Genomic DNA, 25620 nt, shown 5'->3' on the forward strand with positions numbered 1-25620 from the left:
GTATTGTCTAGGCGTTAACTGATTGTTAAGGTTAATGATCGGTAAACACAGACGATTAGAGTTTCATCTTCTTGTTCCTTCGGTCGTCCGGTATTGTTCTCCTGCGGCGGTACGAGGGGAAGTAATGGACACGCATCAGTCAGGTGTGCTTTCGGGTGCGGCAGTCAAATCTGGCCCGCCTTCCTTGTTCGCCCGCAACGTCCTCGACGTCCTCGAGCGTGTCGAATACCGGCGCTGCGAAAGCGGCGAGGATCTCGAAGCGGTCTACCGGCTGCGCTACAAGGCCTTTCATACACACGGCCTGCTTGATACCATTACCGAACAGAAGCTCGTCGATCACCTTGACGAAGTGCGCAATTGCTACTGTTTCGGCGTCTTCATGGATGGCGAGCTGGTCAGCACCGTCAGGCTCCACCATTTAACCCGTGAGACCCCCGAAGCGCCGATCATGACCGTTTTCGGCGACCGGCTGCTGCTGCGGCTGGCGCGCGGTGAAACCTTCATCGACCCGAGCCGGTTGGCGATCGATCCGCAAATGTCGTCGGCCAACCGCGCCCTGCCCTATGTCACGCTGCGGCTCGCGGTTATCGCCAACACCTTCTTCAACGCCACCAGCTGCATTTCGATGATCCGCGAGGAGCACACGGCCTTCTACCATCGCATCTTCGGATCGGTGCAGGTCGGCGAGCCGCGCCTCTACCCGCCCTTCACCATGCCGATCTTCTTCTATGAATCGATCTGCGAGCAGAACATGGCCCCGACGCTGGAGCGCTTTCCCTTCTTCCAGTCGACGGCGCTGGAGCGGCGTATGCTGTTTGCCAAGGCGCCGGCCGGCGAGCTCGCGCCGCTGACCATCCTGCCCACCGCCAAATATTTTCGCGAAGCAGCGTAATGTCGGCAAAACCGGCGCACTTTAGCGCCCGGTGCGAGGAGCTTTCCGGCCGCTTCCGCGTTCTGGACGTCACGACCCCGACGCGGCCATAGAAAGGAACCGACATGCATATTCCCGAGCTAGCACTGACCCCGCTGATCTCGCTGATTGCCGGCGTGCTGATCCTGGTGATGCCGCGGCTGCTGAACTACATCGTCGCGCTCTATCTGATCGTCGTCGGACTGCTCGGGCTGTTCCCGCATCTGGCTGGTTGAAACGCAAAACCCTCAACGTTCGACGCCAGGCCGGCGACAAGCCCATGCCGCCGGCTTTCAACATTCCTTTGAGGCTGTTGTCACTGGTCGTGCGGCAATAGCGCCATTGCTCTTGGCCCGGCTTTTCGCTATGTGCCTCAAAGATGTCTTCGAAGGGGTATTCCTATGGCTGATCACACGCCGACCGGTCCTGTCGAACTGGGCGCGAAGATGGACTATGCCGAACATGACCGCACCTATCATGGCTTTCTGGCGCTGGCCAAATACGGCTCGCTGTTCTGCGGCGCCCTGCTCCTGGCAATGGCTTTCGGCTTCTTCGCAGGCGGCTTCTTCTCCGCGACCATCCTGTTCGTGCTGATCCTCGCCCTCGGCGCCTTCATTCTCCGATAGTCTCTTCAGACCCTTGCCAAGGGCGTAGCCGGACATCCGGCCGCACTCTTTCGCAAAGCCGCACTCTTGCGCAAACAGGTTCCAGCCGAAAGGATCATGCGGTGGGACAGACGGTTTTCATCCCTCGCGAGCTCGATGCCAGCGAGCCTCGTGTCGCGGCCTCGCCCGATACCGTGAAGCGGCTGGCGGCGCTGGGCTTCGACGTCACCGTCGAGACGGGCGCCGGCACCAGGTCGCGCATCCCCGATGAGGAGTTCGCCAAGGCGGGTGCCGCGATCGGCAAGGCTTCGGATGCGAGCCGGGCGGATGTGGTGCTGAAGGTGCGCCGGCCGACCGACGCCGAGTTGAAGGACTACAAATCGGGTGCGGCGGTCATCGCCATCATGGATCCCTACGGCAATGATGCCGCGGTCGCGGCGCTTGCCGAGGCTGGGGTCACCGCCTTCTCGATGGAATTCATGCCGCGCATCACCCGCGCCCAGTCGATGGATGTGCTGTCGTCGCAGGCCAATCTCGCCGGCTACCAGGCCGTGATTGACGGCGCATCGGAGTATGACCGGGCGTTGCCGATGATGATGACGGCGGCCGGCACTGTGCCGGCGGCGAAGATCTTCATCATGGGCGTCGGCGTCGCCGGCCTGCAGGCGATCGCCACGGCGCGCCGCCTCGGCGCCGTCGTCACCGCCACCGACGTTCGCCCCGCCGCTAAGGAACAGGTGGCGTCGCTTGGCGCAAAGTTCCTCGCCGTCGAGGACGAGGAGTTCAAGGCGGCCGAGACCGCCGGCGGCTACGCCAAGGAAATGTCGAAGGAGTACCAGGCCAAGCAGGCAGCGCTCACCGCTGAGCACATCGCCAAGCAGGACATCGTCATCACCACGGCGCTGATCCCCGGCCGGCCGGCGCCGAAGCTGGTGTCGGCGGCGATGGTCGCCTCGATGAAGCCGGGTTCGGTGATCGTCGACCTCGCCGTCGAGCGCGGCGGCAATGTCGAAGGCGCGGTTGCGGGTCAGGTGGTGACGACGGCCAACAACGTTAAGGTCGTCGGCCACCTCAACGTGCCCGGCCGCGTCGCCGCATCGGCCTCGCTGCTCTACGCCAGGAACCTGTTCGCCTTCCTCGAGACGCTGGTCGACAAGACCAGCAAGACGCTCGCCATCAACCGCGAAGACGATCTGGTCAAGGCGACGATGCTGACCGACGCTGGCCGCGTGGTGCATCCGGCCTTCGCCAAGGCGGCGGAACAGCCCCATGTCGAACCGGCGGCCATTCCGGCGGAGACCATGGTGGCTGATGCCACGCCGAAGAAGGCTGCACCGAAAAAGGCGTCCGACAAAGCCACTGCCGGCAAGTCCGCCGCCAAGCCGAAGGGGATCGCGTGATGGATCAGACCTTGCAGAAAGCCCTCGATCAGCTCGACCAGGCAAGTGCCGCCGTCCGGCTGGCTGTGCAGAACCTGGCCAACGCGCCCGGTGGCGCCGATGCGGCGGGCGATGCCGCGCACGCACTGTCCGGCGGCGCCATCGATCCCTTCGTCTTCCGCTTCGCCATCTTCGTACTTGCGATCTTCGTCGGATACTACGTCGTCTGGTCGGTGACGCCGGCGCTGCACACGCCGCTGATGGCGGTCACCAACGCCATCTCCTCGGTCATCGTCGTCGGCGCGCTGCTGGCCGTCGGCATCTCGGCCTCCGGCATTGCCACCGGCTTCGGCTTCGTCGCGCTGATGCTGGTCTCGGTCAACATCTTTGGCGGCTTCCTGGTCACCCAGCGCATGCTGGCCATGTACAAGAAGAAGGACCGGTAGAGAGCCATGAACGCCAACTTCGCGTCCTTCCTCTACCTGGTCTCCGGCGTCCTGTTCATCATGGCGCTGCGCGGCCTGTCGCATCCGACCACCAGCCGCCAAGGCAATCTCTACGGCATGATCGGCATGGGCATTGCCATTGCCACCACGCTGGCGCTGGCGACTCCGTCCGCCGGGCGCTTCGGCCTGATCGTGCTTGGTCTGGCCATCGGCGGCGGCGTCGGCGCCGTTACCGCGCGCCGCATCGCCATGACTTCGATGCCGCAGCTGGTTGCCGCCTTCCACTCGCTGGTCGGCCTTGCCGCCGTCATGGTAGCGGCAGCCGCCATCTACGCGCCGGAAAGTTTCGGCATCGGCACGAATGGCGACATCCACGCCCAGGCGTTGATCGAGATGAGCCTTGGCGTTGCCATCGGCGCCATCACCTTCACCGGCTCCGTCATCGCCTTCCTCAAGCTCGATGGCCGCATGTCGGGCAAGCCGATCATGATCGGCGGCCGTCACATCATCAACGCGGTCCTCGGCATCGCGCTGATCGTGCTGATCGTGCTTCTGGTCACCACCGAGGCCAAGCTGGTGTTCTGGCTGATCGTCGCGGCGTCGCTGGCGCTCGGCGTCCTCTTGATCATCCCGATCGGCGGCGCCGACATGCCGGTCGTCGTCTCGATGCTGAATTCCTATTCCGGCTGGGCCGCCGCGGCACTCGGCTTCACGCTTGGCAATCTGGCGTTGATCATCACCGGCGCGCTGGTCGGCTCGTCCGGCGCCATCCTGTCCTACATCATGTGCAAGGGCATGAACCGGTCGTTCATCTCGGTCATCCTCGGCGGCTTCGGCGGCGAGACCGCGGCGGTTGCCGACGACGGCATCGAACGCACGGTCAAGCAGGGCTCGGCCGACGACGCTGCCTATCTGATGATGAACGCACAGAAGGTCATCATCGTGCCGGGCTACGGCATGGCGGTCGCCCAGGCCCAGCACGCGCTGCGCGAAATGGCCGACAAGCTCAAGGCCAATGGCGTCGACGTCAAATACGCCATCCACCCCGTGGCCGGCCGCATGCCCGGCCATATGAACGTGCTGCTCGCCGAAGCCAATGTTCCCTATGACGAAGTGTTCGAACTGGAAGACATCAACTCCGAGTTCGCGCAGGCCGATGTCGCCTATGTCATCGGCGCCAATGACGTCACCAATCCGTCCGCCCGCGACGACAAGTCGTCGCCGATCTACGGTATGCCGATCCTCGACGTCGACAAGGCCCGCACCTGCCTGTTCGTCAAGCGCTCGCTCGGCTCGGGCTACGCCGGCATCGACAACACGCTGTTCTACAAGGACGGCACCATGATGCTGCTCGGCGACGCCAAGAAGATGACCGAGGAAATCGTCAAGGCCATGGATCACTGACCCCGCCGCAACCTTCCACTGGAAGGTTGTCGGTCCATCATCGGAAACAAAAAAGCCCGGTTCGACCGGGCTTTTTGATGTTGAAGACCGGTTCAGCGGCTGGTCAGGAAAACCGCTTCCTCGTCGTCGCGCTGCCTGCCGCCCAGTGCTGCCGCAGCGCTGGCGATGAAGGCGCCGATAACCAGCGACAGGGCGCCAAGCAGTGCGAAGGTGGCGCTGCCTTTCCGTGCGGCGTCGGCGGCCTGCTTGGCCTTGACCTTGGCGTCCTCGACCCTGGCCACCAGGGCGTCGACACGCGCCTTGGCGTCAGCCTCGGAAAGCCCGGTGCGGGCGGCGACCAGCTGCGACAGATAGGTCTTGTCGTCAGCCGAAATTTCGCCTGCCGCCGCACTGGCGATGAGGATGCGCGAAGCCTGCCCGGCCGCAGCCGCATCGCTGTCCGGATTGGCCGCCGCGAGCCTGGCGGCATCAGCCGGACGGAACAGCGTATCCACAAGATAGGACGTTGCATTGTCGGCCGGTGCGCTGCCCGCATTGGCGGACGCGCCGGCCGAAGCACCCATGGCGGCGCCTGAGGCAACAGTAGAAGCCGCCTGCACGCCTGAACCAAGCACTGCCGACAGCGCCGACCCGAGAATGCCGACGACCAGCAATGTCGCCAGCGCCCAGGCGAGGAGGCCGTGCGCGGTGTCACGGAAATAGACCTCGTCGGTGTGGATGCCGACCCATTTGGTGCGCAGGCGTCCGGCAAGATAGCCACCGACCCCGGAGGACAGCCATTGCACGATGATGAGCCAGATCGCGCCGGACACCGCGAAGGTGGTCAGCGAGGCACTGGCGCCGGACCATGGCGAGACCATGGTCAGCCCCAGTCCTGAGCCGAGCAGCATGAGGATGAAGGTCAGCGTCGAGGCCGCGAAGGCGCCGGCGATGATGGGCCCCCAGCTGACGGCCGTGGCGGAGGATTCTGTTGAAGCAGATACGTCGACAGCCGATACGGTGGACTGCATCGACGCCTCCTACCGTACGAACAGCATGATGAGAATGATGATCGGGATCGGAATACCGAGCAACCAGAGCAAAATACCGCGTCCCATAAAGAGCCTCCCTGCGAGAAATTGATCGATGTCGTCACAATGTTCCTGAGCGATTTCCGTTCCGAGGAGCAATGAAATGATTTGCTTACCGGGAACGGAACTATTTTCCGCGCGGCCCGAGGCACGACTGCGAAACTGTGGATTGGTTCACGGAGTTCCACATGGGCTGCCGTGTATTGTTGGCTCGGTGAGCCGGGGGTAGCATGAGCGATCCCGCCGTCGGATGTCGTCAACGGAGACGCTGATGCCCAAGACTGTCGCATCGCTGGCTTACAAAAAGGCGCAGCCCAGCCAGGCGGTGGTGATCGTGCACGGCATGGGCGAGCAGCGGCCGATGGGTACGCTGAGGGGATTCGTCCAGGCGGTCTGGAGCAGCGATCCCACCCGTGCTCCACCCTACGCCCAGATTCCCGATCCGGACGTTTCCGGCGCCACGATCAACCAGAGCTGGATCACGCCCGACAGCCGGACCAAGTCACACGAGCTGCGCCGCATCACCACGCCCTACGACGTCGATGGCCGCCGTACCGATTTCTACGAGCTTTATTGGGCCGACATCACGCAAGGCACGACGCGCGGCCGGCTGGCCGCCTGGGTGACGAACCTGTTGTGGCGCAAGCCCGCCGACATTCCGCCCGACGCCCGCAAGCTTTACGTCGCCACACTTCTGATCGTTATCGTCATTCTGGGCGCAGCACTCGTGCTGGCAACATCGGTCTGGCAACAGGCCGTTACCTTGACGACCGGCCTGATGATCACCACCCTCGCTTCTTTTGTCATCTGGGCGGTGGATCAGTTCGCCCTGCCCTATTTCGGTGACGTCGCAGCTTATGTGCGCGCCGAGGCGGCGACGATCGAGAAGCGTGCGCTGATCCGCGACAGAGGCCTGACGTTGCTCAAGACGCTGATGAAGGACGATGCTTACGACCGCATCGTGCTGGTCTCGCACAGCTTTGGGTCGATCATCGCCTATGATTTGCTGCAGATCCTGTGGGGCCGAGTTCCGGCCGCGAAGGCTGGAAGCAGTCCGCGACAAGGCCAAACTGGCGGCGGTCGACGCCATCGACAAGGCAACGCTCGGCTCAGATGGGTCAGCGTGGCCAAAGAACCTTGAAGACCTCGCCGGGTTCCGGCGCGGCCAATGGGCGCTCTACCAGCAGCTTCGGACCAAGGACGCCGACCACCCGCTGCCCTGGAAGATCAGCGATTTCGTCACGCTTGGCAGTCCGCTCTCCCACAGCGAATTCCTGGTGACCTACAATCTCGCGGAATTCAGGCGTGGCCTTGCCGAGCGCCTGTTCTCGGCCTGCCCCCCGATGGCCGATGACGGGCGCGCCGGCGGCACCGTGCTTTACCAGGAAGGACACAGCCAAGCAGGCAAGGCGCAGCGCGCGGTGCATCATGGCGCGGTGTTTGCGGCAACGCGCTGGACGAACGTCTACGACCGCGGCAATGGCTGGGCGACAGGCGATCCGATTTCCGGTCCGATGACGGAAAATTTCGGCCCCGGTGTGGAGAACATCCAGGTCGAGCTTCGCAGCTCACTTGGCCGTATCTTCACCCACACGCTTTATTGGTCATCGACGGCAAACGGCGTCGAAATCGCCCTGCCGTCGGGCTCCGCGCCACGCTCGCATCTGCAAGTGCTGCGCGACGTGGTGGACCTCGGGCGAAAGCTGGAACCAAAGGCCTGACCCCGGAGTGGAGCTTCGGCGGCAAGGCCCCCGCCATCAAATGTCCAGATTGGCCACCGACAGCGCATTGTCCTGGATGAATTCGCGCCGCGGCTCGACCTCGTCGCCCATCAGCCGCGAGAACAAGCTGTCAGCATCGGTTGCGTCATTCACCTTGACCTGCAGCAGCGAGCGCACATTCGGGTCGAGCGTGGTTTCCCAGAGCTGCTCGGCGTTCATCTCGCCGAGGCCCTTGTAGCGCTGCATAGTCAGGCCCTTGCGGCCGGTCGCAAACACCGCGTTGAGCAGCGCCAGCGGCCCCGAAATGGTTTCGGAGACATCCTTGCGGCGCAGCACCGGCGGCTCGCCATAAACCTCCATGAGGCGCGGAGCATAGCGGTCGAGCTGGCGTGCGTCGGCTGAATTTATCAGCCCGGCATCGAGCTGCGCGAATTCCTTGACGCTGCGCACCGTGCGTTCGAACACGTAGCCGCCGACGCCTTCATTGGAGGTCGACAGCCGGCCGGTCCAGCCGCGCTCGGTGTCCTCGGCGATGATGTCGAGGCGCTGGGCGACGCGTTCGGCCATGGCGTTGGCGCGGCCGAGATCGTTCAGCACATCGGCATTGAGCGCACCGGCGATCGCCGCCTGTTCGACCACACCCCTGTTGTATCGCGTATGCAGCCCGTTGATGAGCTGGCGTACTGCCAGTGCATCGTCGATCGAGCCGCGCAGATCCTGTCCGGCCCGCGCCTCGCCGGAGGCAAGCGTCAGCGACGCCTCTTCCAGCCCGGAGCCGATCAGGAATTCCTCGAAGGCGCTCTCGTCCTTGATGTATTGCGAGCTTTTTCCGCGCGTCACTTTGTAGAGCGGCGGCTGGGCGATGTAGAGATGGCCGCGCTCGATCAGCTCCGGCATCTGGCGGAAGAAGAAGGTGAGCAGCAAGGTCCTGATATGGGCGCCGTCGACGTCGGCGTCGGTCATCAGGATGATCTTGTGGTAGCGCAATTTGTCGGCGTTGAACTCGTCCTTGCCGATCGAGGTGCCGAGCGCGGTGATCAGCGTGCCGATCATCTCGGAGCCTAGCATGCGGTCGAAGCGGGCGCGCTCGACATTGAGGATCTTGCCGCGCAGCGGCAGGATCGCCTGGTTCTGGCGCGAACGGCCGCCCTTGGCGGAGCCGCCGGCCGAGTCACCCTCGACGATGAAGATTTCGGATTTCGCCGGGTCGCGTTCCTGGCAGTCGGCAAGCTTGCCGGGCAGAGAGGTGACGCCGAGCGAGCTTTTGCGGGTGATGTCGCGGGCCTTGCGCGCGGCTTCACGCGCCGCGGCCGCCTGGATCACCTTGTCGATGACCACCTTGCCCTCGGTCGGGTGTTCTTCCAGCCATGTGCCAAGCGCCTCGTTGACCAGGCCTTCGACCACGGGCCGCACCTCTGACGAGACCAGCTTGTCCTTGGTCTGCGAGGAGAATTTCGGGTCGGGCACCTTGACCGACAGCACCGCCGTCAGGCCTTCGCGGCAGTCGTCGCCGATCAGCGCCACCTTTTCCTTCTTGTTCAGGCCCGACGATTCGCCATAGCCGGTGATCTGGCGCGTCAGCGCGCCACGGAAGCCGGCCAGATGGGTGCCGCCATCGCGCTGCGGGATGTTGTTGGTGAAGGCCAGCACGTTCTCGTGGTAGCTGTCGTTCCACCACATCGCCACTTCGACGGTGATGCCGTCGCGCTCGGCCTTGATGGCGATCGGCTTGTCGATCAGCGGTTTCTTGACCCGGTCGAGATATTTGACGAACTCTTCCAGGCCGCCATCATAGTGCAGTTCGTGGCGCACGAGATCGGCATGGCGGGCATCGGTCAAAATGATGCGCACCCCGGAATTCAGGAAGGCGAGTTCGCGCAGCCGGTGCTCCAGCGTGCCGAAGTCGAATTCGACCATGGTGAAGGTTTCGGACGACGGAAAGAAGGTGATCTCGGAACCGCTGCGGCCCTCATAGGTGCCGGGCTGCTTGTTCTGCTCATAGCTGCCGGTGGCCTTGAGCGGCGCATCGGCATTGCCATGCGTGAAGCTCATCTCGAAAATCTGGCCGTTGCGGCGGATTTTCAGCTTCAGCCAGGCCGACAGCGCATTGACCACCGAGACGCCGACGCCGTGCAGGCCGCCAGACACCTTGTAGGAATTCTGGTCGAATTTGCCGCCGGCATGCAGCTGCGTCATGATCACTTCGGCCGCCGAAATGCCTTCGCCAGTGTGAATATCGGTCGGAATCCCGCGGCCATTGTCGATAACGGTGACCGAACCGTCGGGATTAAGCGTCACCGTGACCAGGTCGGCATGGCCGGCCAGCGCCTCGTCGATGGCGTTGTCGACCACCTCATAGACCATGTGATGCAGGCCCGAGCCGTCGTCGGTGTCGCCGATATACATGCCCGGCCGCTTGCGGACAGCGTCCAACCCCTTCAAAACCTTGATGGAATCGGCGCCGTATTCGGCCTCAGCGCCGTTGGCGTTGTCGCTTTGATCGCTCATGAAAACCTGTCTGATTGATGCCGCATGCTCAGCGCGAAAAAATGGCTTCGAATCACGCCGCTTTGATGTCCTAGATATAGGCGCAAAAGGCGGTTTTTCCAAGGTTTGCGGGCATTTCAGGGCTGAATCCCGAGCTGGCAGCCGGCTATTTTTTCGCGGCTTTCAATTTGGCCAGAAGACGGCGCAGATATTTGATCGTGGGTTTGTCCCTCGGCGCCAGTTTGCCTGTGCGGTCAAGCTCCAGCGTCAGGTCTAGCGCCTGCGACAACACAGCCTTCGGATTCTTCGCCACATAGGCATAGTTGATGTAGGCCTGTACCAGATCGAATTGCCAGATCGCATTGTCCGGATCGGACAGGGCCAACCGCTGGCGGATGGCCAGGCTGGCTTCGAAGGCCTTCTTCGAGCCCTCATAGTGGCGCTGCTTGGTCTCCAGCAGGCCTATTTCCTCGAACGTGATCGACAGGTCGCGCTGCCAGTCGGAATTGCCCGGGTCGAGATTTGCCAACCGGTCGGCAATGACGAGACTGTCCTGGTAGTTCTGCAAAGCACCGGTGATATCGCCCTGGGCATCAAACACGCCGGCAATTTTTTCCAGACAGACCGACAGGTCGCGCTGCCAATCGGTGTTGCCTGGGTCGCTGGCGGCAAGGTCTCGCGCCGTGGCCAGCGCCTGCTGGTAGGCCTCCAACGCGAGTGGCCAGTCCTTCTGGTCGCCGTAAGCATTGCCGATCTTGGCGTAACCGACCGACAGGTCGCGCTTCAAATCGGTGTCGTTTGAGTCGCGGCGCACCAGCGCTTCGGCGATTATTTGGCTCTTGTTGTAGGCGTCGAGCGCGCCCGCAGCGTCGCCACGCTCGCGCAGGACGTCGCCGATCCTTGTGTAGCTGACGGAGACGGCGCGCTGATGCCTGGGGTCGTCGGGGTTGTTCTGCGCCAGCGCCAGCCGAATTCTCAGGCTCTCTTCGAATGCAGTCTGGGCGCCATCCAGCTGGCCGGCGGTGCGGGCAAGACCGCCGATTTCGTCGTAGGTAATGGTCAGGTCGCGCAGCAGATAGACGCTGTTCGGCTCGGCATCGGCCAATTGCTGCTTGATGGACAGGCTTTGCTGGTAGGCCTGGGCTGCCGCACCCACGTCGCCTTGCGTGGCCAGCACATTGCCGATCTTGTCATTGGCCATGGCGAGATCGCCGAGCCAGTCCTTCTTGTCCGGCACGTCTGTGGTCAGGCCCTGCAACATGTCCCTGGCCGCCTCATAGTTTTGCAGGGAGGCCGGCAGATCGCCTTGCGCCATCTTGATGTTGGCGAACTTGATATGGCCGATGGCCAGGTCGCGCTTGACGCTCGGATCGGTTTCCTGGCGCGCTCGCTGCTCAAGATTGGCGACCAGCGCCGCAAAGGCGCGGCTGGCGGCGTCGGTGTTGCCGACCGTTGTGTAGAGGATGCCGAGCTCTTCCAGCGTGCGGCTTTGGCGGTCGGCCTGTTCCAGGCTGAGCGAGGTCTGCCCGGCTTCGCCATAGAGCGCCAGCACCGTTTCATAGTCCTTGATGGCGGTTGCATAGTCCAGGGTGGCACGCGCCGCGCCGCCCGAGAGAAATCGCGTCGCGGCTTCGGACAGGGTGCGGCTGACGAAATTGGCCTTCAACGCCTGGCGCGAGACATTGTCGACGTCGGCGGCCTTGGCGAGGATCACGCGTGCGCCATCGAAAGCGCCGAGCGCCAACTGTTCCTCGGCCTGGCGGCGCAGTTCGGTCACCTGCGGGTCGTCGGCGGCCAGCGTCTTCATCTCGCCGCGCACCTTGACGAAGGCGTCGGCCGCCTCGCGCAGCTTGGCGTCCAGGCTTTCGCCGGAGAGATGGCTGGTGTCGGAACTGATCAGCGCGCCATAGAGCGGCGCCAGCGGCATGTCGGCATCGCTGGCGACCCGTTCGACCGCGCCGCGCATTTCCGGCGTCACATCGGCCATGGCAAGCAACAGCCGCTCGCGCTCCGGCAGTTGTTCCTTGGCCGCCGAGGCGAAGAACAGCTTCGGCAGCCCGCTCTCGACGTAGGGCAGCTGTTTTCCGCGCGAAAGGTCGTAGACCTCCTGCTGCACCAGCGTCAGCACCGAGCGGATTTCGAGCCCGTCGGTGCCGAGGTATTTGATCAGCGCCGCTGTAAAGGGCGAATTCGCACCGGTACCGTCGGCAGCCGTCTCGCCGGGCGCCGCCGAAAAGGCGAACAGGATGTTTTCCGCCTTGCCGACGCGTCCGAGGCCCGGCTTGATCTTGTCCACCAGGTCCTTGATCAGCGATGTGGCGCCACGCCCGTCGCCGTTGCCGCCTGTGAACGGATCGCTGCGGCAGGCGTCGAGCACGATCAGCCCGACCTTCGCCGTGGCGGCAACCGCATCGCGCACTTCCTCCAGCGGCAGGCTGGTCTTCTCCAGCTGGTCGAGCGAGGAGGCATCGGCATCGACCGGCAGAAGACGGTTGTCGCCGGAGATTTCGACGCCATGGCCGGAGAAATACACCAGCGCCACGTCGGCGCCCATGGCGTCCTCGCGAAAATCGTCGAGAGCCCGGCGCATGCGCCTGAGATCACGATTGGTCTCGACCACGACCTCGAAGCCGAGCTTCTTCAGCGCCACTTCCATCACCTCGCCGTCATTGACAGGATTGGCCAGCGGCCGCACCAGCCGGTAGTCGTCCTCGGCAATGACCAACGCCACGCGCCGCTCCGCCACCGCTGTGGCGGTGGTCGCAAGCATCAACAGCAAGGCAAACAACAGGCGCAAATCGAACCGCCCCCGGCTCAGTCACCTGCCGACCATTCCACCTCTTTATGGCATGAGCAAGCCGGGGCCGGCTGCGTTACGTAGCCCGCATCGGCTTCAGCGCCCCGCTCCAGCGCGAGAGCTCGTCCAGCATGGTCTTGGTCCCACCCTCTACCTGCTCACTAGCCTGGAAGGAGCCGTCGCTCTCCAGCAGTTTCTGATACATCGGCAGCGCGACGCCTTCCGAGATGGGCATGACGCCCACCGCGGTCAGCAGCGGCTTCAGCGCCTGCGCGGCGCGCAGGCCTCCGGAAACGCCGCCATAGCTGAAGATGGCGGCTGGCTTGTATTTCCATTCGCGCGCAAGGTAGTCGATGGCGTTGACGATCGCAGGCGCCACGAAATAATTGTACTCCGGCGCAACGAACACGAAGGCGTCGGCGGCATCAATGACCTTCGACCAGGCTTTGGTGTGGTCGTTCTGGTAATTGCCGAGCCTGGGGTGATGCGGCTCGTCCAGAACCGGCAGATGGAACGTGGCAATGTCGGTCAGCACCGGTTCGAATTTGCCGTGCTCGCGGGCAAAATCCTCCAGCCAGTGGGCGAAGACCGGCCCGGCGCGGCCCGGCCGCGTGCTGCCGATTATGATGTTCAGCTTGTGCTTCAAGCGGACTCTCCTGGGCGATTGGCAGTAGCTGTTGGTAACTGTCACCTATGGCAGAGTGTCCAACCGGACAAGCCGCAACCGTTTCACCGGCGGTCACGATCCGATGAACACACCGTCTGTCGGGCACACCGGGCGCTGCAGCGTTTCGGCTTGCCCTTCGGTCACATGGACGCCCGGATCGTCAACCACTACATCTAAGCTATCAGCGGAGTACCTCATGGACACGCAGCCCGTCCCCTTCGTGCCGCCGGCGCCCAAGCCGCGCACGACGCCGCCTTCGACGCTGGAGATGATGCGGATCGTCTACCGCAATCCCCTCGAACTCTGGGGCGAGCACACCTACAACGAACCCTGGATTTCGGCGAATGGCGTCGGCGGGCATCTGATCGTCGCCAACGATCCCGGCCTTATCCGCCACGTGCTGATCGACAACGCCAAGAACTACAAGATGGCGACGGTGCGCCAGATGATCCTGCGGCCGATCTTGCGCGACGGGCTGCTGACCGCCGAAGGCGAGGTGTGGAAGCGCTCGCGCAAGGCGATGGCGCCGGTGTTCACGCCGCGGCATATCTTCGGCTTCGCCGAGCCGATGCTGCGCCGCACGATGCAGTTCGTCGCCCGCTATGACGAAGGCGGGATGACCGATGTCGCCCATGATATGACGCTGCTCACCTACGATATCCTGGCCGAAACGCTGTTTTCGGGCGAGATTGCGGGCGAGCCCGGCAGTTTCGCGCAGGAAATCGACCGCCTGTTCGAAACCATGGGCCGTGTCGATCCGCTCGACCTGTTGCGCGCGCCCGAATGGCTGCCGCGGCTGACCCGCATCCGCGGCCGCAAGACCATGGCCTATTTCCGCAAGATCGTCACCGATACAGTCAAGATGCGCGAGGAGCGGCTGAAGCGCGACCCCGACACCGCGCCGCAGGATTTCCTGACGCTTCTGCTGCGCGCCGAAGGCCCCGACGGGCTGACGCGGGCGGAAGTCGAGGACAACATCATCACCTTCATCGGCGCCGGCCACGAGACCACCGCGCGGGCACTGGGCTGGACGATCTACTGCCTCGCCGAAGCGCCGTGGGAGCGCGAAAAGGTCGAGCGCGAGATCGAGGCCGTGCTGGCGCGCGAACCCGACCCGACGAAATGGCTCGACGCAATGCCGTTCACCCGCGCCGCCTTCGAGGAGGCGCTGCGGCTTTATCCGCCGGCGCCGTCGATCAACCGCGAGCCGATCGAGACGGAGACCTGGAACGATCTGGTGCTCCCCAAGCGCGCGGCCGTACTGGTGATGCCTTGGGTCGTCCACCGCCACAGAAAACTGTGGGACAGGCCCGACGCCTTCATGCCCGAACGCTTCCATCCGGGAAACCGCGAGAAGATCGACCGCTTCCAGTATCTGCCGTTCGGCGCCGGTCCGCGCATCTGCATCGGCGCCAGCTTCGCCATGCAGGAGGCGATCATTGCGCTGGCCATCATGCTGTCGCGCTTCCGCTTCGATGTGACCGCCGAGACCAAGCCGTGGCCGGTGCAGAAACTGACGACACAGCCGCAGGGCGGCCTGCCGATGCAGGTGACGCGGCGCGTTTAACGGCGCACGCCTTGTTACGCGATGCCGGCGGGCTTGCGCTGGAACTGGCCTGCGGCGCGGAAGCGCCAGAGATAGCTGGGCAGGATTGTGCCGATAGACTGCGGCTGGATGTCGAGGCCGGCAAGGTTCCGGTTGGCCTTGTTGGCCTCCTCCGACACAATGTTGGGCTGGCGCAGCAGCAGCACCTGGTCCTTGGTCAGCAACGGGTTGGGCAGCAGGCCGAGGATCGAGGCCTGCAGATTGGCCATCCACCACGGCACCGGCACCAGGAGCCGCTTGCGCTCGATGACGGTGAGCAGCTCTTCCATGCACTGCTTGAAGGTGAGCACTTGCGGCCCGCCGAGTTCATAGATCTGGCCGCCCTTGATCTTGCCCTCGACCGAACGCGCCACCGCTTCGGCGACATCGCCGACATAGACCGGCTGGAACTTGGTCTGGCCGCCGCCGATCAGCGGCAGCACCGGCGAATAGCGCGCCATGTCGGCGAAGCGGTTGAAGAAACTGTCCTCGGGTCCGAAATTGATCGACGGTCGGAAGATGACGGCGTCCGGGATCGTCTCCAGGACGGCCTTTTCGCCGAGCGCCTTGGTGCGGGCATAGTCGGACTCGGCGTTGAGGTCGGCGCCAAGCGCCGAAATATGGGTCAGTCCTGCGCCGACCGAGCGCGCGGCTTCGGCGACGGCGCGGGCGCCGAATTCGTGCACGGTGTTGAATTTCTGCCGGCCGCTTTCATGCGGGATGGCGACCAGATTGATGACATGGTCGGCGCCCTGCACGGCGCGGTCGACGGACCAGCGCACGCGCACATTGGCCTGCACCGGCTGGATCTGGCCGACATTGCCGAGCGGCTGCAGATGTCCAGCGAGATCGGGCCGGCGCACCCCCACCCTGATGCGGTAGCCGCGCTTGGCCAGCGCCCGCACGATGTGGCGGCCGACGAAGCCGGAGCCGCCGAAGACGACCACGAGCTTGGGGATCTGCAGGATTTCGGTCATGGCTGGCTCCGGCGCTCGAAAGCTTGGCTGAAGCCGTTTCATAGTCCGTTTTGGGCCAAAGGCAAAGGGTGACGCGTCGTCGCTGCCACCCTCTTATGGACCCTTCAGAACGCCTTGCCGAGGCGCGCGTCGACCGACTGGCGGTTGCCGCCGCGGATAACGAAGAACAGCAGGATCGCCGCCCACAGAAGCGACTTTTCAGCGCCGGAAAAGCCCTGGCCGACAGTGATCCAGTGGAACCAGACGGTGACCAGCAGCACGATCATGCCGGCAAAGGCGGCGGGCCGAGTCAACAGGCCGATGGCGATCAGAATGCCGCCGAAGAATTCGGTGCAGGACAAAAGCAGCGACCAGAACGCGCCGGGATAGAAGCCGAGGCCTTCGACCATCTCGGCGGCGCCGAAAGGGTTGGTGATCTTCTGCGAGCCGTGAATGGTGAGAAACCCGCCGGCGACGACGCGCAGAAGGGTTTCGGCGCCATCATGCAGCGACGAATACAGGCGGCCAAACACCGGAACGATAAGTTTGCCGCGGGAAGCGTCGGTGGTTGCGGACATCGTAGCTCCTGTTGTTGTGACGATCCCTTGCAAACGCCCGATGGTTCCCGGCAAGTCAAGTTAACAAAAGTTAACTTCCGCCATCATGTTTTAGCACACAGAGCACGAACGCAGAAAACCCCGCCGAAGCGGGGTTTTCCGGGTGACGCAACGGTCGAGACAGAGCGCAACGGGCGGGTAACCTGAGACGGCATACGCCCGCCCGGGCCCTAAACGCATCCGACAGAAGACACCGACCGGGCAAACCCGACCCGGCAGCTATTGGTCGTTGCGATCGGTAGAAAGGTTCAGCCAGGTCGCGTAAAAAATTCGTTGTCGCAGGACTGCTTCAGCCCGAATAGCGCTCGGCGAATTCGGAAATGCGCTGCACCACGGCTTTGGGGGCGTTGATGCCGCGCGCCTGCGCCTTCTCCGCCGCTTCGGCCCGCGCCCGGCCCGGCACGTGCACGCCAAAGCGCCGGCGCAGCCGGTCGAGCTGGTCCTTCATGCGTTGCTCGAAATCCGGGTCGAGCAGCTTGGGCTCGACAGCGAGCACGAACAGGCCGGTTCCCGGGCTGTCCGGTCCGCCGGAGAACCAGGGCGCGTCGAGCGACCAGTTGGCGCCCGACAGGCCAGCCGCCAGCACTTCGACCATCAGCGCGATGTTGGCGCCGCGCTGGCCGCCGAAGGCCAGCATGGCGCCCTTCATGGCCGCGGCCGGATCGGTGGTCGGGTTGCCGCTGGCGTCCAGCGCCCAGCCTTCGGGGATCTTCTTGCCGTCCTCGGCCGCCTTGCGGATGTTGACGAAGGCGGTGGCGCTCGACGACTGGTCGATGACCAGCGGCGCGCCATCGGCGGCGGGTGCCGCAAACGACATCGGGTTGGTGCAATAGACCGGCTTGACCGAGCCCGAGCCTGCCAGCACCGCCGGCCCGTTGGTGGCGGCGAAGGAGACCAATCCCAGCTGCGCCAGACGCCCGGTGAAATAGCCTAGTGCGCCGCACGTATAGGCGTTCTTCTGCGAGAAGATGGCGACGCCGAACAGCTTTGCCGCCTTGGCGAGGTCGTCGATGGTGCGGTCGAAGCCGGTATGGGCGAGGCCGCCACGCGCATCGGAGAGATAGACGGCGAGCGCCGGCCTGGTGATCACCGGATCGGCATTGCCGTCGATGCGGCCGGCTTCCAGCGCTTCGAGGTAATCGATGAAATGGGTCAGCCCGACGGTCGAAAGCCCTTCCGCCTCGGCGGCAATGATCGAGGCGGTGAGCGACCGCGCCGCCTCCTCATTGGCGCCGGCGCCGAGCGCCGCCATCCGGCACAGCCCTGTTGCCTGGTCGAGAGAGAGTTGCATGGTGCGGACCCGATTGGTGGTGAGTGAGTAGGGAGTAGTCAGTAGGGAGTACCGAAAGCAAGCGGTTTCCCGGTCATATGCTGACTACTCACTACTGCCTACTCACTATTCCCTAGCCCACCTTGTTCGGTATGCGCGCCTCGATCTTGCTGAATGCAAACACCAGTATGCCGGTGATGATCATGTAGATCAGCGCCAAAAGCAGCAAGGGTTCATAGGTGAGATAGGTGTCCTGCCGGACCTTGGACGAGACGGCGAAGATGTCGATGACGCTGATCGTCGCCACCAGCGGCGTCGACTTCAGCTGCAGCACGGTTTCGCCGGTCAGCGTCGGCAGCGCCCGGTAGATGGCCTGCGGCAGCCAGATGCGGCGGAAAATCTTCCAGCGGCTCATGCCGAAAGCGCGGGCCGCCTCTAACTGCCCCTTCGGCACGCCGGCAAAGGCGCCGCGCATTACTTCGCCCTCATAGCCGGCGAAGGACAAGGTCAGTGCCAGCACGCCATAAGGCCAGGCTTGCCTCAGATACGGCCACATCCAGGATTCGCGGATCCAGGGAAATTGCGGAAACAGCGAGCCCAGCCCGTAATAGAGCAGCCATAGCTGGATCAGCAGCGGCGTGCCCCTGATGACGGTGCAGAATGTCCTGGCGGGCGCGGAAAACCAGAAAGAGCCGGCGGCCTGCGCGAGCCCGAGCGGCACGGCGAGCAGGAAGCCGAGAAAGCAGGTGACGGCCAGGATCCACAGCGACCGCCAGATGCCGAGAAGCCCCATTTCATAATATTGCGGCAGCCAGTCCCAGCGCATGAAGAAGGCGGCGCTCAGCACCAGCCCGATCGCGATCAGGATCAGCACGATGCGATGCGGCTGCAGCCACAGCGACGTGCGCGCGGCAGCGTTGATGATGGTCGCTTCTCCGGCCATCAGCGCGCATCCTTGAGCGACGGCATACCGCGCCGCGACCAGGCCTCGAGGCGGCCGATGAGCAGGTTGGAGACCAGCGACAAGATGAGATAGAGCACGCCCGCGGCGAAAAAGAAGGTGAAATAGGCTTTGGTGACGCCCGCCGCCTGCCGCGTCGCCAGCGCCAGTTCGTAAAAGCCGACGACCGCCAGAAGGGCCGTATCCTTGGTGGCGATCAGCCACAGATTGGCGAGCCCGGGTATGGCGAAGGGCAGCATCGCCGGCAAGGTGATGCGCCGCAGCATGAGCCCGGGTGACATGCCATAGGCGCGGGCGGCTTCGATCTGGCCCTGCGGTATGGCTAGGATGGCGCCGCGGATCACTTCGGTCGAATAGGCACCCTGGACAAAGCCGAGCACGGCGATGCCCGCGGCAAGGCCGCTAATGTCGACGCGCTGGTAGCCCATAGCGGTCAGCGCCTGGTTGATCAGGTCCGTCCCGGCATAATAGAGCAGCAGGATCAGCACCAGTTCGGGCACGGCGCGCACGATGGTGGTGTAAACCGCCAGCAGGTCGCGCACGACAGGACCGCCGTAAAGCTTGCCAAAGGCGCCACCGGTGCCGATCAGGAGACCGAGGACCGTGGCGCCGAGCGCGATCTCGATCGAATGGAGCAGCCCAAGCAACAGCGTGCCGCCCCAGCCCGGCGGATTGGGCGAGAGAAGTTCTATGATGCCGGCCGCCGAGGCCGAAAGAAGTGCGTCGATCAGCGTCGCCCCCGGATTGCTGGCTTCAACCACCGCCGACGGCAGCGCCGGCGGGGGCAGGGAGGCATGGCGCTAACGCCATGCCCCCTAGCTCATGCGAGGATCGTCAGTTCGACTGCGCGCCGCCACCACCGTAAATGTCGAAATCGAAGTATTTCTTCGATATCTCGTCATATTTGCCGTTCGAGCGGATCGCCTTGATGCCGGCGTTGATCTTGGCCTTAAGGTCGGTGTCTTCCTTGCGCACGCCGGCGCCCACGCCCGGTCCGAGCACTTCATCGTCCGGAGCCACCATGCCCTTCAGATCGCAGCAGGCCTTGCCCTGGTCCGACTTCAGGAATGCGTCGAGCGCGATCGAATCCGCCTGGACGGCGTCGAGGCGGCCTGCGGCCAGATCGTTGTTGGCTTCGTCCTGCGTCTGGTATTCCTTGATCTCGGCGGCCGTGGGCCCGAAATGCTTCTTGGCATAGGCCGAATGGGTGGTCGACACCTGCACGCCGAGCACTTTGCCCTTGAGATCGTCGGGCGTGGCGCCGAATTTCTGGTCCTTCGGCCCGATGATGGCGGTCGGCGTGTTGTAGTACTTATCCGAGAAGTCGATGGTCTTCTCGCGTTCGGCAGTGATCGACATCGAACTGGCGATGACGTCGATCTTCTTGGTCGTCAGCGCCGGGATGATGCCGTCCCAGGCGACAGGCGTGATGACGCAGTCGAGCTTCTCCTCGGCGCAGACGGCGTCGATGAACTCGATTTCCCAGCCAACCCATTTGCCGGAAGCGTCCGGCGAGGTGAAGGGCGGATAGGGCTCGGCGGCGACGCCGATCTTGACCGGATCGGCCTTGGCCACGCCCATGGCGGCGACGCCGAGCAGCAGCGCTGCGGCGAATGTTTTCAGAACAGTCTTCATGTCACGACTCCCAGTTTGTTGTTGGTTCCCGGTTTTCTTCCGTCCCGGCTTGTCCTAGCCGATGTTGCGGATGAACTGCTTCAGCCTTTCGGATTTCGGTGCGCCGAATATCTGCTCCGGCGGCCCCTCTTCCTCGACCAGCCCATTGCAGAGGTAGACGACATGGGTCGCGACCTCGCGGGCGAATTTCATTTCATGCGTGACCAGCACCATGGTGCGGCCCTCGCGCGCCAGGTCGCCGATCACCTTCAGCACCTCGCCGACCAGCTCCGGGTCCAGCGCCGAGGTCGGCTCGTCGAACAGCATGACGCGCGGGTTGATGGCCAGGGCGCGGGCGATCGCCGCGCGCTGCTGCTGGCCGCCCGAGAGATAGGCCGGATAGACGTCGCGCTTTTCGGCGAGGCCGACGCGCGCCAAAAGCTTTTCGGCTTCCCTGATCGCCACGTCGCGCCTGACGCCCAGAACATGCACCGGAACCTCGATGACGTTCTCGATCAGCGTCATGTGGCTCCACAGGTTGAAGTTCTGGAACACCATGCCGAGCTTGGCGCGGATGCGTTCGATCTGCCGGCGGTCGGCAGGCACGGTGTGGCCGTGGCTGTCTGCCTTGAGTTTGATCTCCTCGCCATTGACGCGGATGATGCCGCTGGTCGGATTTTCCAGGCAGTTGATGCAGCGCAGCAGCGTCGACTTGCCGGAACCCGAGCCGCCGATAATGGCGATCACCTCGCCGTCGCGCGCCGACAGCGATACGCCTTTCAGCACATGCAGATGGCCGAATTTCTTGTGCAGGTTCTCGACATGGATGGCTTCGGCGGCGCCGTCCTGCGCCTTGCCGGATTGGACTGCGGCGGTTCCCGCCGCGCTCACCGGGGAACCTCTGCCACAGGGTCCACGGCAGATCGTCGAACGTCTATCCGGCTAATCAACATACGCTGTAATGCCCACTCCAGACTTCAGCATGGACCCAACAGCGCGAGCCCGTCAATCCCGCTCATTACGGCACTTGCGGCCTTATTGTGCAAGTGTATAAATAGCCTCCGATGAAATTTTTTCCATTTTTTTCACCTTGAACACGGCATTGAAAAGGGCACTGATGAGCGCTTTCGGATCACAATCCATGGCGGCGCCGTTGCGGCGCGTGCTGATGCGGTCGGCGGCCAATGCCATGCGCGGTGCCGACCGGGCTACCTGGCACTATGGCCCGGGTTTCGACCCGGCGAAAGCGGCGGCGCAGCACGCGGCTCTCGCTGAGCTGGTGACGGCGTCCGGCGCCGAAATCGAATGGATCGATGACAAGGCCGACGGGCTGTCGGATTCCGTATTCACCCACGACCCGTCGCTGATGACCGACCGCGGCGCGCTGATCCTGTCCATGGGCAAGCCATTGCGCGCCCGGGAGCCATCGCTGCATGAGGAAACCTACACACGCCTGGGTATTCCTATCCTCGGCCGCGTCGAGGCTCCCGGCCAGGTCGAAGGCGGCGATTGCGTATGGCTGGATGCCAGCACGCTGGTGATCGGGCGCGGGGTGCGCTCCAACCAGGAAGGCATACAGCAGGTTTCCAACCTGCTGACGCCGCTCGGCATTTCCGTCTACGGCTTCGATCTGCCGCTGTGGCAGGGCGAGGAGGCGTGCCTGCATCTGATGTCGGTGATCAGCCCGCTGGCCGACGACCTGGCCCTGGTCTATTCACCGCTTTTGCCGGCGCCGTTCTATCAGTTGCTGAAGGCGCGCGGCATCCGGCTGGTGGAAGGCGACGCCGAAGAGTTTGCCGCGTCCAACGGCCTCAGCCTGAACGTGCTGCCGACGAGCCCGCATAAAGTCATTGCCGTCGCCGGCTTTCCCAAGACCAAGGCCGCGATGGAAGCCGCCGGCTGCACGGTTCAAATCTTCGAGGCGGATGCCCTCTGCATCGCCTGCGAAGGTGGGCCGACATGCCTGACGCGGCCCATCCTGCGGCAATGAATGAGCGCCGCAAGTTCCGCCGCGAGGGCGAGGAGCGGCGGCGGCAGGATTTGATCGACGCGACCCTGGACAGCGTGGCCGAACATGGGCTGGAGGGCGCCAGCCTGCGCACCATCGCACTGCGCGCCGGCGTCACCGCCGGGCTGATCCGGCACTATTTCCCCGGCAAGGAAGACTTGCTGCAGGAAGCGTACGCGGCGCTGATGGGCCGCATGATCGAGCAGGCGAAGGCGGCATTGCTCATGGAAAACGCCTCGCCGCGCCAGCGCCTTGCGGCCTTCGTTACTGCCAACCTCAACGCGCCGATCATCGATGCACGCGTGTTTTCGCTGTGGGCAACCTTCATCGGCCGCGCCGGCGCGGATCCGAGCCTGGCTCGCGCCCACCGCGAAGGCTATCTTGGCTTTCGCAACGAGGTGGAAGCAGTCGTTGCCGAAGTGCTCGGCGCCGAGCAGCGCAGGCCAAACGCAAATGAGCTGCGCCGCCATGCCATTGCCATCAACGCTATCATCGACGGGCTCTGGATCGAAGGCTGTCTGGCCGCAGAGATGTTTTCGCCTGGAGAATTGGCGGCGATCGGCGTCAAAGCCATAGAGGCCGAACTCGGCCTCGCGCCGCAAAAGGGAGAGAAGCTATGACCACCATCGGCGAAGCGCTGATCACGCTGCTCGAAGCGCATGGCGTCGACACCGTTTTCGGCATTCCTGGCGTCCACACTGTCGAGCTTTACCGCGGGCTGGCGCGTTCAAAGATACGCCATGTCACGCCGCGTCACGAACAGGGCGCCGGCTTCATGGCCGACGGCTATGCCCGTGCCAGCGGCCGGCCGGGCGTTGCCTTTGTCATCACCGGACCGGGGCTGACCAACACCATCACCGCAATGGGCCAGGCGCGCGCCGATTCGGTGCCGATGCTGGTGATTTCGGGCGTCAACGCGATGCCGACGCTGGGAAAGGGGCTGGGCTTCCTGCACGAACTGCCGGACCAGCGCGGCATGATGGAGAAGGTGGCGCTGTTTTCGCAGCGTGTCACCGAGGCCAGCGAATTGCCTGGCGCTTTGGCGCGGGCCTTCGCGCTGTTTTCGTCGTCGCGGCCGGGCCCCGTCCATATCGAGATCCCGACCGACGTCATGGTCAAACCGGCCGACGGCATCGCTGCTTCGCTCACCAATGCAGCGCCGCCGGCGCCGGATGGCGCAGCCATTGCCGAGGCAGCCAAACTGATCGCAGCCGCGCGCCGACCGCTGATCCTTGCCGGTGGCGGCGCCAAGCGCGCCGAACAGCCACTGCAGCGCCTGGCCGAGCGGCTCGGCGCACCTGTCGTCCAGACCGCCAATGCGCGCGGTCTGCTGCACGCGCATCCGCTTTGCGTGCCGGCCAGCCCCAGCCTGAAGGCGGTGCGTGCGCTGATGGCAGACGCCGATCTGGTCATCGCCGCCGGCACCGAATTCGGCCCGACCGACTATGACGGTTACAGCGACGGCGGCTTCGTGCTGCCCGCCAATCTGATCCGCATCGATATCGGCGCCGACCAGCTCGCCCGCCGCCCGGTGAGCGTCGGCATCCAGGCCGATTGCGCGGAGGCGCTTGGTGCACTGCTAGGCGCGCTCCACCCTGATCATGCCGCAGCGAAGGACGGCGAGAGCCGCGCAGCCGCGTCGAGAAAGGCGGCCTTTGCCGAGCTCAGCCCGGCCTATGCCGCGCAGGTGCGTGCGGTGGAAACCATCCGCGACGCACTGCCGGGCGCCATCATCGTCGGCGATTCCACCCAGCCGATCTACGCCGCCAATCTCTATTACGACCATGACCGGCCAGGCGGCTGGTTCAACGCCGCCACCGGTTTCGGCGCGCTCGGCTACGGGCCGCCGGCGGCGATCGGCGCGGCGCTCGCCATGCCCGGCGTGCCGGTGGTTTGCCTGACCGGCGACGGCGGCTTCCAGTTCACCTTGCCGGAGCTAGGCGCGGCGCTCGATGCACCCGCACCGGTCATCTTCGTCGTCTGGAACAACAGAGGCTATCGCGAGATCGAAACGTCGATGCTCGATGTCGGCGTCGAGCCGGTCGGCGTGTCCCCGGCGCCGCCGGATTTCTGCAAGCTGGCCGAGGCCTATGGTATATCAGCCGAGCGGCTTGCCGGTACTGCCGGTCTCGCCGATGCGCTCAAGCGCGCACGCGCAACCAGACTGCCGCACGTCATCGAAATCACCATCGACTGACGCCTGGCCGCGCGCCGGATGTCCATGCGCGGGGGTCGGAAGGGGCGGTCGGCGGCTTCGAGCGATGCAAAGACGCAACAACTGCCATGTCGAGATGTCGGTTGAGTGATCGTGCAAAAGGCGCGACGCTCTGCGTCGGCGCGGCACGACAAGCGACATAATCATAAGAAAGACAGGAGCGTCCAGGATGACGGAAACAGTTCAGGGCAAGCATATCGTGGTGACCGGTGGCACCGGGGCGCTGGGTGCCGCGGTCGTCGGCAAATTGCTGGCGGACGGCGCGATCTGCCATGTGCCCAATGCCCACGCGTCGGCCCCCACGCATTTCCCCTTCGCGGCCCATGATCGCGTCCGGCTGGCGCATAATGTCGATCTCGCCGATCCTGCCAAGGTCGATGCCTTCTATGACAGCGTTCCCGAATTGTGGGCCTCCATCCATCTGGCCGGCGGCTTTGCCATGGCCCCCGTCGAGAAAATCGAATCCGCATCCTTTGCCGAAATGATGGACACCAACGCCCGCACCGCCTTTCTGTGCTGCCGCGCGGCAGTACGCTCCATGCTGGGCTCGAACACAGCGGGCCGCATCGTCAATGTCACGGCACGCGCCGGGCTCGACCCGCGCAGAGGCGCCGGCATGGTCGCCTATACCGCCAGCAAAGCGGCAGTGGCGGCGATGACCGTGGCGATGGCGGAAGAGCTGAAGCATAAAGGCATACTGGTCAACGCGGTAGCGCCCTCGACGCTCGATACGCCGGCCAACCGCGCCGACATGCCGGATTCCGATTTCGGCAGATGGGTCAGCCTCGAAGCCGCCGCCGAGGCAATCGCCTATCTGGCATCACCGGCCAATCTGGCAATGAGCGGAACGCTGGCGCCACTTTACGGCCGCGCCTGAAGTTCCGCCGCGCAGGCGACTCATTTGGTTT

General features: G+C 64.2%; 25 protein-coding genes. 13 read left to right on the top strand and 12 right to left on the bottom strand.

Annotated features, from left to right (window positions below; genetic code table 11):
* The first annotated feature begins 124 nt into the window (after nt 1-124).
* The 6 genes from NKI37_RS12775 (at nt 125) to NKI37_RS12800 (ending at nt 4744) form a co-directional block, all read left to right on the top strand.
* Complete coding sequence (locus tag NKI37_RS12775; protein ID WP_023671342.1) at nt 125-892, top strand: N-acyl amino acid synthase FeeM domain-containing protein; 768 nt, start codon at nt 125-127, stop codon at nt 890-892.
* Nucleotides 893-996: 104 nt separating this feature from the next.
* Nucleotides 997-1146 carry a DUF3096 domain-containing protein gene (locus tag NKI37_RS12780; protein ID WP_352543913.1) on the top strand — a complete coding sequence of 50 codons (150 nt, stop codon included), beginning with the start codon at nt 997-999 and terminating at the stop codon, nt 1144-1146.
* 165 nt (nt 1147-1311) lie between these two features.
* Nucleotides 1312-1536, top strand: coding sequence for an aa3-type cytochrome c oxidase subunit IV (locus tag NKI37_RS12785; RefSeq protein WP_023671340.1), 225 nt, complete (start codon nt 1312-1314; stop codon nt 1534-1536).
* Nucleotides 1537-1637: 101 nt separating this feature from the next.
* Nucleotides 1638-2915: a Re/Si-specific NAD(P)(+) transhydrogenase subunit alpha gene (locus NKI37_RS12790; protein WP_023729729.1), complete on the top strand. Its 1278-nt coding sequence runs from the start codon at nt 1638-1640 to the stop codon at nt 2913-2915.
* Nucleotides 2915-3340 carry a proton-translocating transhydrogenase family protein gene (locus NKI37_RS12795; protein ID WP_032885960.1) on the top strand — a complete coding sequence of 142 codons (426 nt, stop codon included), beginning with the start codon at nt 2915-2917 and terminating at the stop codon, nt 3338-3340. The genes NKI37_RS12790 and NKI37_RS12795 overlap by 1 nt, the downstream gene beginning before the upstream one ends.
* Before the next feature lie 6 nt (nt 3341-3346).
* Complete coding sequence (locus tag NKI37_RS12800; protein WP_023671337.1) at nt 3347-4744, top strand: NAD(P)(+) transhydrogenase (Re/Si-specific) subunit beta; 1398 nt, start codon at nt 3347-3349, stop codon at nt 4742-4744.
* A 92-nt stretch (nt 4745-4836) separates the two neighbouring features.
* On the opposite strand, the gene NKI37_RS12805 is transcribed toward NKI37_RS12800, so the two are convergent.
* Nucleotides 4837-5754, bottom strand: coding sequence for a membrane protein (locus NKI37_RS12805; protein WP_023689227.1), 918 nt, complete (start codon nt 5752-5754; stop codon nt 4837-4839).
* Between the two features lie 331 nt (nt 5755-6085).
* On the opposite strand from NKI37_RS12805, the gene NKI37_RS12810 reads away from it, so the two are divergent.
* Together NKI37_RS12810 and NKI37_RS12815 are read left to right on the top strand one after the other, a co-directional pair.
* Nucleotides 6086-6955, top strand: coding sequence for a hypothetical protein (locus NKI37_RS12810; protein ID WP_352789704.1), 870 nt, complete (start codon nt 6086-6088; stop codon nt 6953-6955).
* 136 nt (nt 6956-7091) lie between these two features.
* Nucleotides 7092-7535, top strand: a complete 444-nt coding sequence (locus NKI37_RS12815) for a hypothetical protein (RefSeq protein WP_352789707.1) — start codon at nt 7092-7094, stop codon at nt 7533-7535.
* Between the two features lie 36 nt (nt 7536-7571).
* On the opposite strand, the gene gyrB is transcribed toward NKI37_RS12815, so the two are convergent.
* The 3 genes from gyrB to NKI37_RS12830 all read right to left on the bottom strand — a co-directional run bounded on the left by gyrB (nt 7572) and on the right by NKI37_RS12830 (nt 13465).
* The gene (gyrB, locus tag NKI37_RS12820; protein ID WP_352789710.1) at nt 7572-10043 is read right to left on the bottom strand and encodes a DNA topoisomerase (ATP-hydrolyzing) subunit B; all 2472 of its coding nucleotides are present in this window, start codon (nt 10041-10043) and stop codon (nt 7572-7574) included.
* Nucleotides 10044-10188: 145 nt separating this feature from the next.
* The gene (locus NKI37_RS12825; RefSeq protein WP_352789713.1) at nt 10189-12819 is read right to left on the bottom strand and encodes a caspase family protein; all 2631 of its coding nucleotides are present in this window, start codon (nt 12817-12819) and stop codon (nt 10189-10191) included.
* Between the two features lie 76 nt (nt 12820-12895).
* Nucleotides 12896-13465 (bottom strand): NADPH-dependent FMN reductase, encoded by a 570-nt coding sequence (locus NKI37_RS12830; RefSeq protein WP_023745825.1) that lies wholly within the window; start codon nt 13463-13465, stop codon nt 12896-12898.
* 217 nt (nt 13466-13682) lie between these two features.
* Here NKI37_RS12830 and NKI37_RS12835 point away from each other — a divergent pair, with 217 nt between their 5' ends.
* The gene (locus tag NKI37_RS12835) at nt 13683-15053 is read left to right on the top strand and encodes a cytochrome P450 (RefSeq protein WP_352789717.1); all 1371 of its coding nucleotides are present in this window, start codon (nt 13683-13685) and stop codon (nt 15051-15053) included.
* 14 nt (nt 15054-15067) lie between these two features.
* Here NKI37_RS12835 and NKI37_RS12840 read toward each other — a convergent pair whose 3' ends face one another.
* The 8 genes from NKI37_RS12840 to NKI37_RS12875 form a co-directional block, all read right to left on the bottom strand.
* On the bottom strand, nt 15068-16048 hold the full coding sequence (locus NKI37_RS12840) for a complex I NDUFA9 subunit family protein (protein WP_023732640.1): 981 nt from the start codon (nt 16046-16048) through the stop codon (nt 15068-15070).
* A 104-nt stretch (nt 16049-16152) separates the two neighbouring features.
* On the bottom strand, nt 16153-16605 hold the full coding sequence (locus tag NKI37_RS12845; protein ID WP_023700422.1) for a DoxX family protein: 453 nt from the start codon (nt 16603-16605) through the stop codon (nt 16153-16155).
* A 328-nt stretch (nt 16606-16933) separates the two neighbouring features.
* Nucleotides 16934-17935 (bottom strand): Ldh family oxidoreductase, encoded by a 1002-nt coding sequence (locus NKI37_RS12850; protein ID WP_023714560.1) that lies wholly within the window; start codon nt 17933-17935, stop codon nt 16934-16936.
* A 112-nt stretch (nt 17936-18047) separates the two neighbouring features.
* Entirely contained in the window at nt 18048-18857 is an 810-nt protein-coding gene (locus tag NKI37_RS12855; protein WP_023750417.1) for an ABC transporter permease, read from the bottom strand.
* Nucleotides 18857-19570: an ABC transporter permease gene (locus tag NKI37_RS12860; RefSeq protein WP_196813869.1), complete on the bottom strand. Its 714-nt coding sequence runs from the start codon at nt 19568-19570 to the stop codon at nt 18857-18859. The genes NKI37_RS12855 and NKI37_RS12860 overlap by 1 nt, the downstream gene beginning before the upstream one ends.
* A gap of 139 nt (nt 19571-19709) precedes the next feature.
* Nucleotides 19710-20510: a transporter substrate-binding domain-containing protein gene (locus tag NKI37_RS12865; RefSeq protein WP_023671323.1), complete on the bottom strand. Its 801-nt coding sequence runs from the start codon at nt 20508-20510 to the stop codon at nt 19710-19712.
* 54 nt (nt 20511-20564) lie between these two features.
* A complete protein-coding gene (locus tag NKI37_RS12870) occupies nt 20565-21380 on the bottom strand; it encodes an ABC transporter ATP-binding protein (RefSeq protein WP_023671322.1) in 816 nt (271 codons plus the stop codon).
* Nucleotides 21381-21524: 144 nt separating this feature from the next.
* A complete protein-coding gene (locus NKI37_RS12875) occupies nt 21525-21680 on the bottom strand; it encodes a hypothetical protein (RefSeq protein WP_196813600.1) in 156 nt (51 codons plus the stop codon).
* Between NKI37_RS12875 and NKI37_RS12880 the strand changes: the two genes are divergently transcribed.
* From NKI37_RS12880 to NKI37_RS12895, 4 genes are all read left to right on the top strand, one after another.
* Nucleotides 21607-22479, top strand: coding sequence for a dimethylarginine dimethylaminohydrolase family protein (locus NKI37_RS12880; RefSeq protein ID WP_023755779.1), 873 nt, complete (start codon nt 21607-21609; stop codon nt 22477-22479). The genes NKI37_RS12875 and NKI37_RS12880 overlap by 74 nt on opposite strands.
* On the top strand, nt 22449-23117 hold the full coding sequence (locus tag NKI37_RS12885) for a TetR family transcriptional regulator C-terminal domain-containing protein (RefSeq protein WP_352520586.1): 669 nt from the start codon (nt 22449-22451) through the stop codon (nt 23115-23117). Before NKI37_RS12880 ends, NKI37_RS12885 begins: the two co-directional genes overlap by 31 nt.
* Nucleotides 23114-24694 carry a 5-guanidino-2-oxopentanoate decarboxylase gene (locus tag NKI37_RS12890; protein ID WP_023739671.1) on the top strand — a complete coding sequence of 527 codons (1581 nt, stop codon included), beginning with the start codon at nt 23114-23116 and terminating at the stop codon, nt 24692-24694. The genes NKI37_RS12885 and NKI37_RS12890 overlap by 4 nt, the downstream gene beginning before the upstream one ends.
* A gap of 187 nt (nt 24695-24881) precedes the next feature.
* The gene (locus NKI37_RS12895) at nt 24882-25589 is read left to right on the top strand and encodes an SDR family NAD(P)-dependent oxidoreductase (protein ID WP_352789722.1); all 708 of its coding nucleotides are present in this window, start codon (nt 24882-24884) and stop codon (nt 25587-25589) included.
* Nucleotides 25590-25620: the final 31 nt, after the last annotated feature.

This window comes from Mesorhizobium sp. M0626, from assembly GCF_040320665.1.
Lineage (GTDB): Bacteria > Pseudomonadota > Alphaproteobacteria > Rhizobiales > Rhizobiaceae > Mesorhizobium.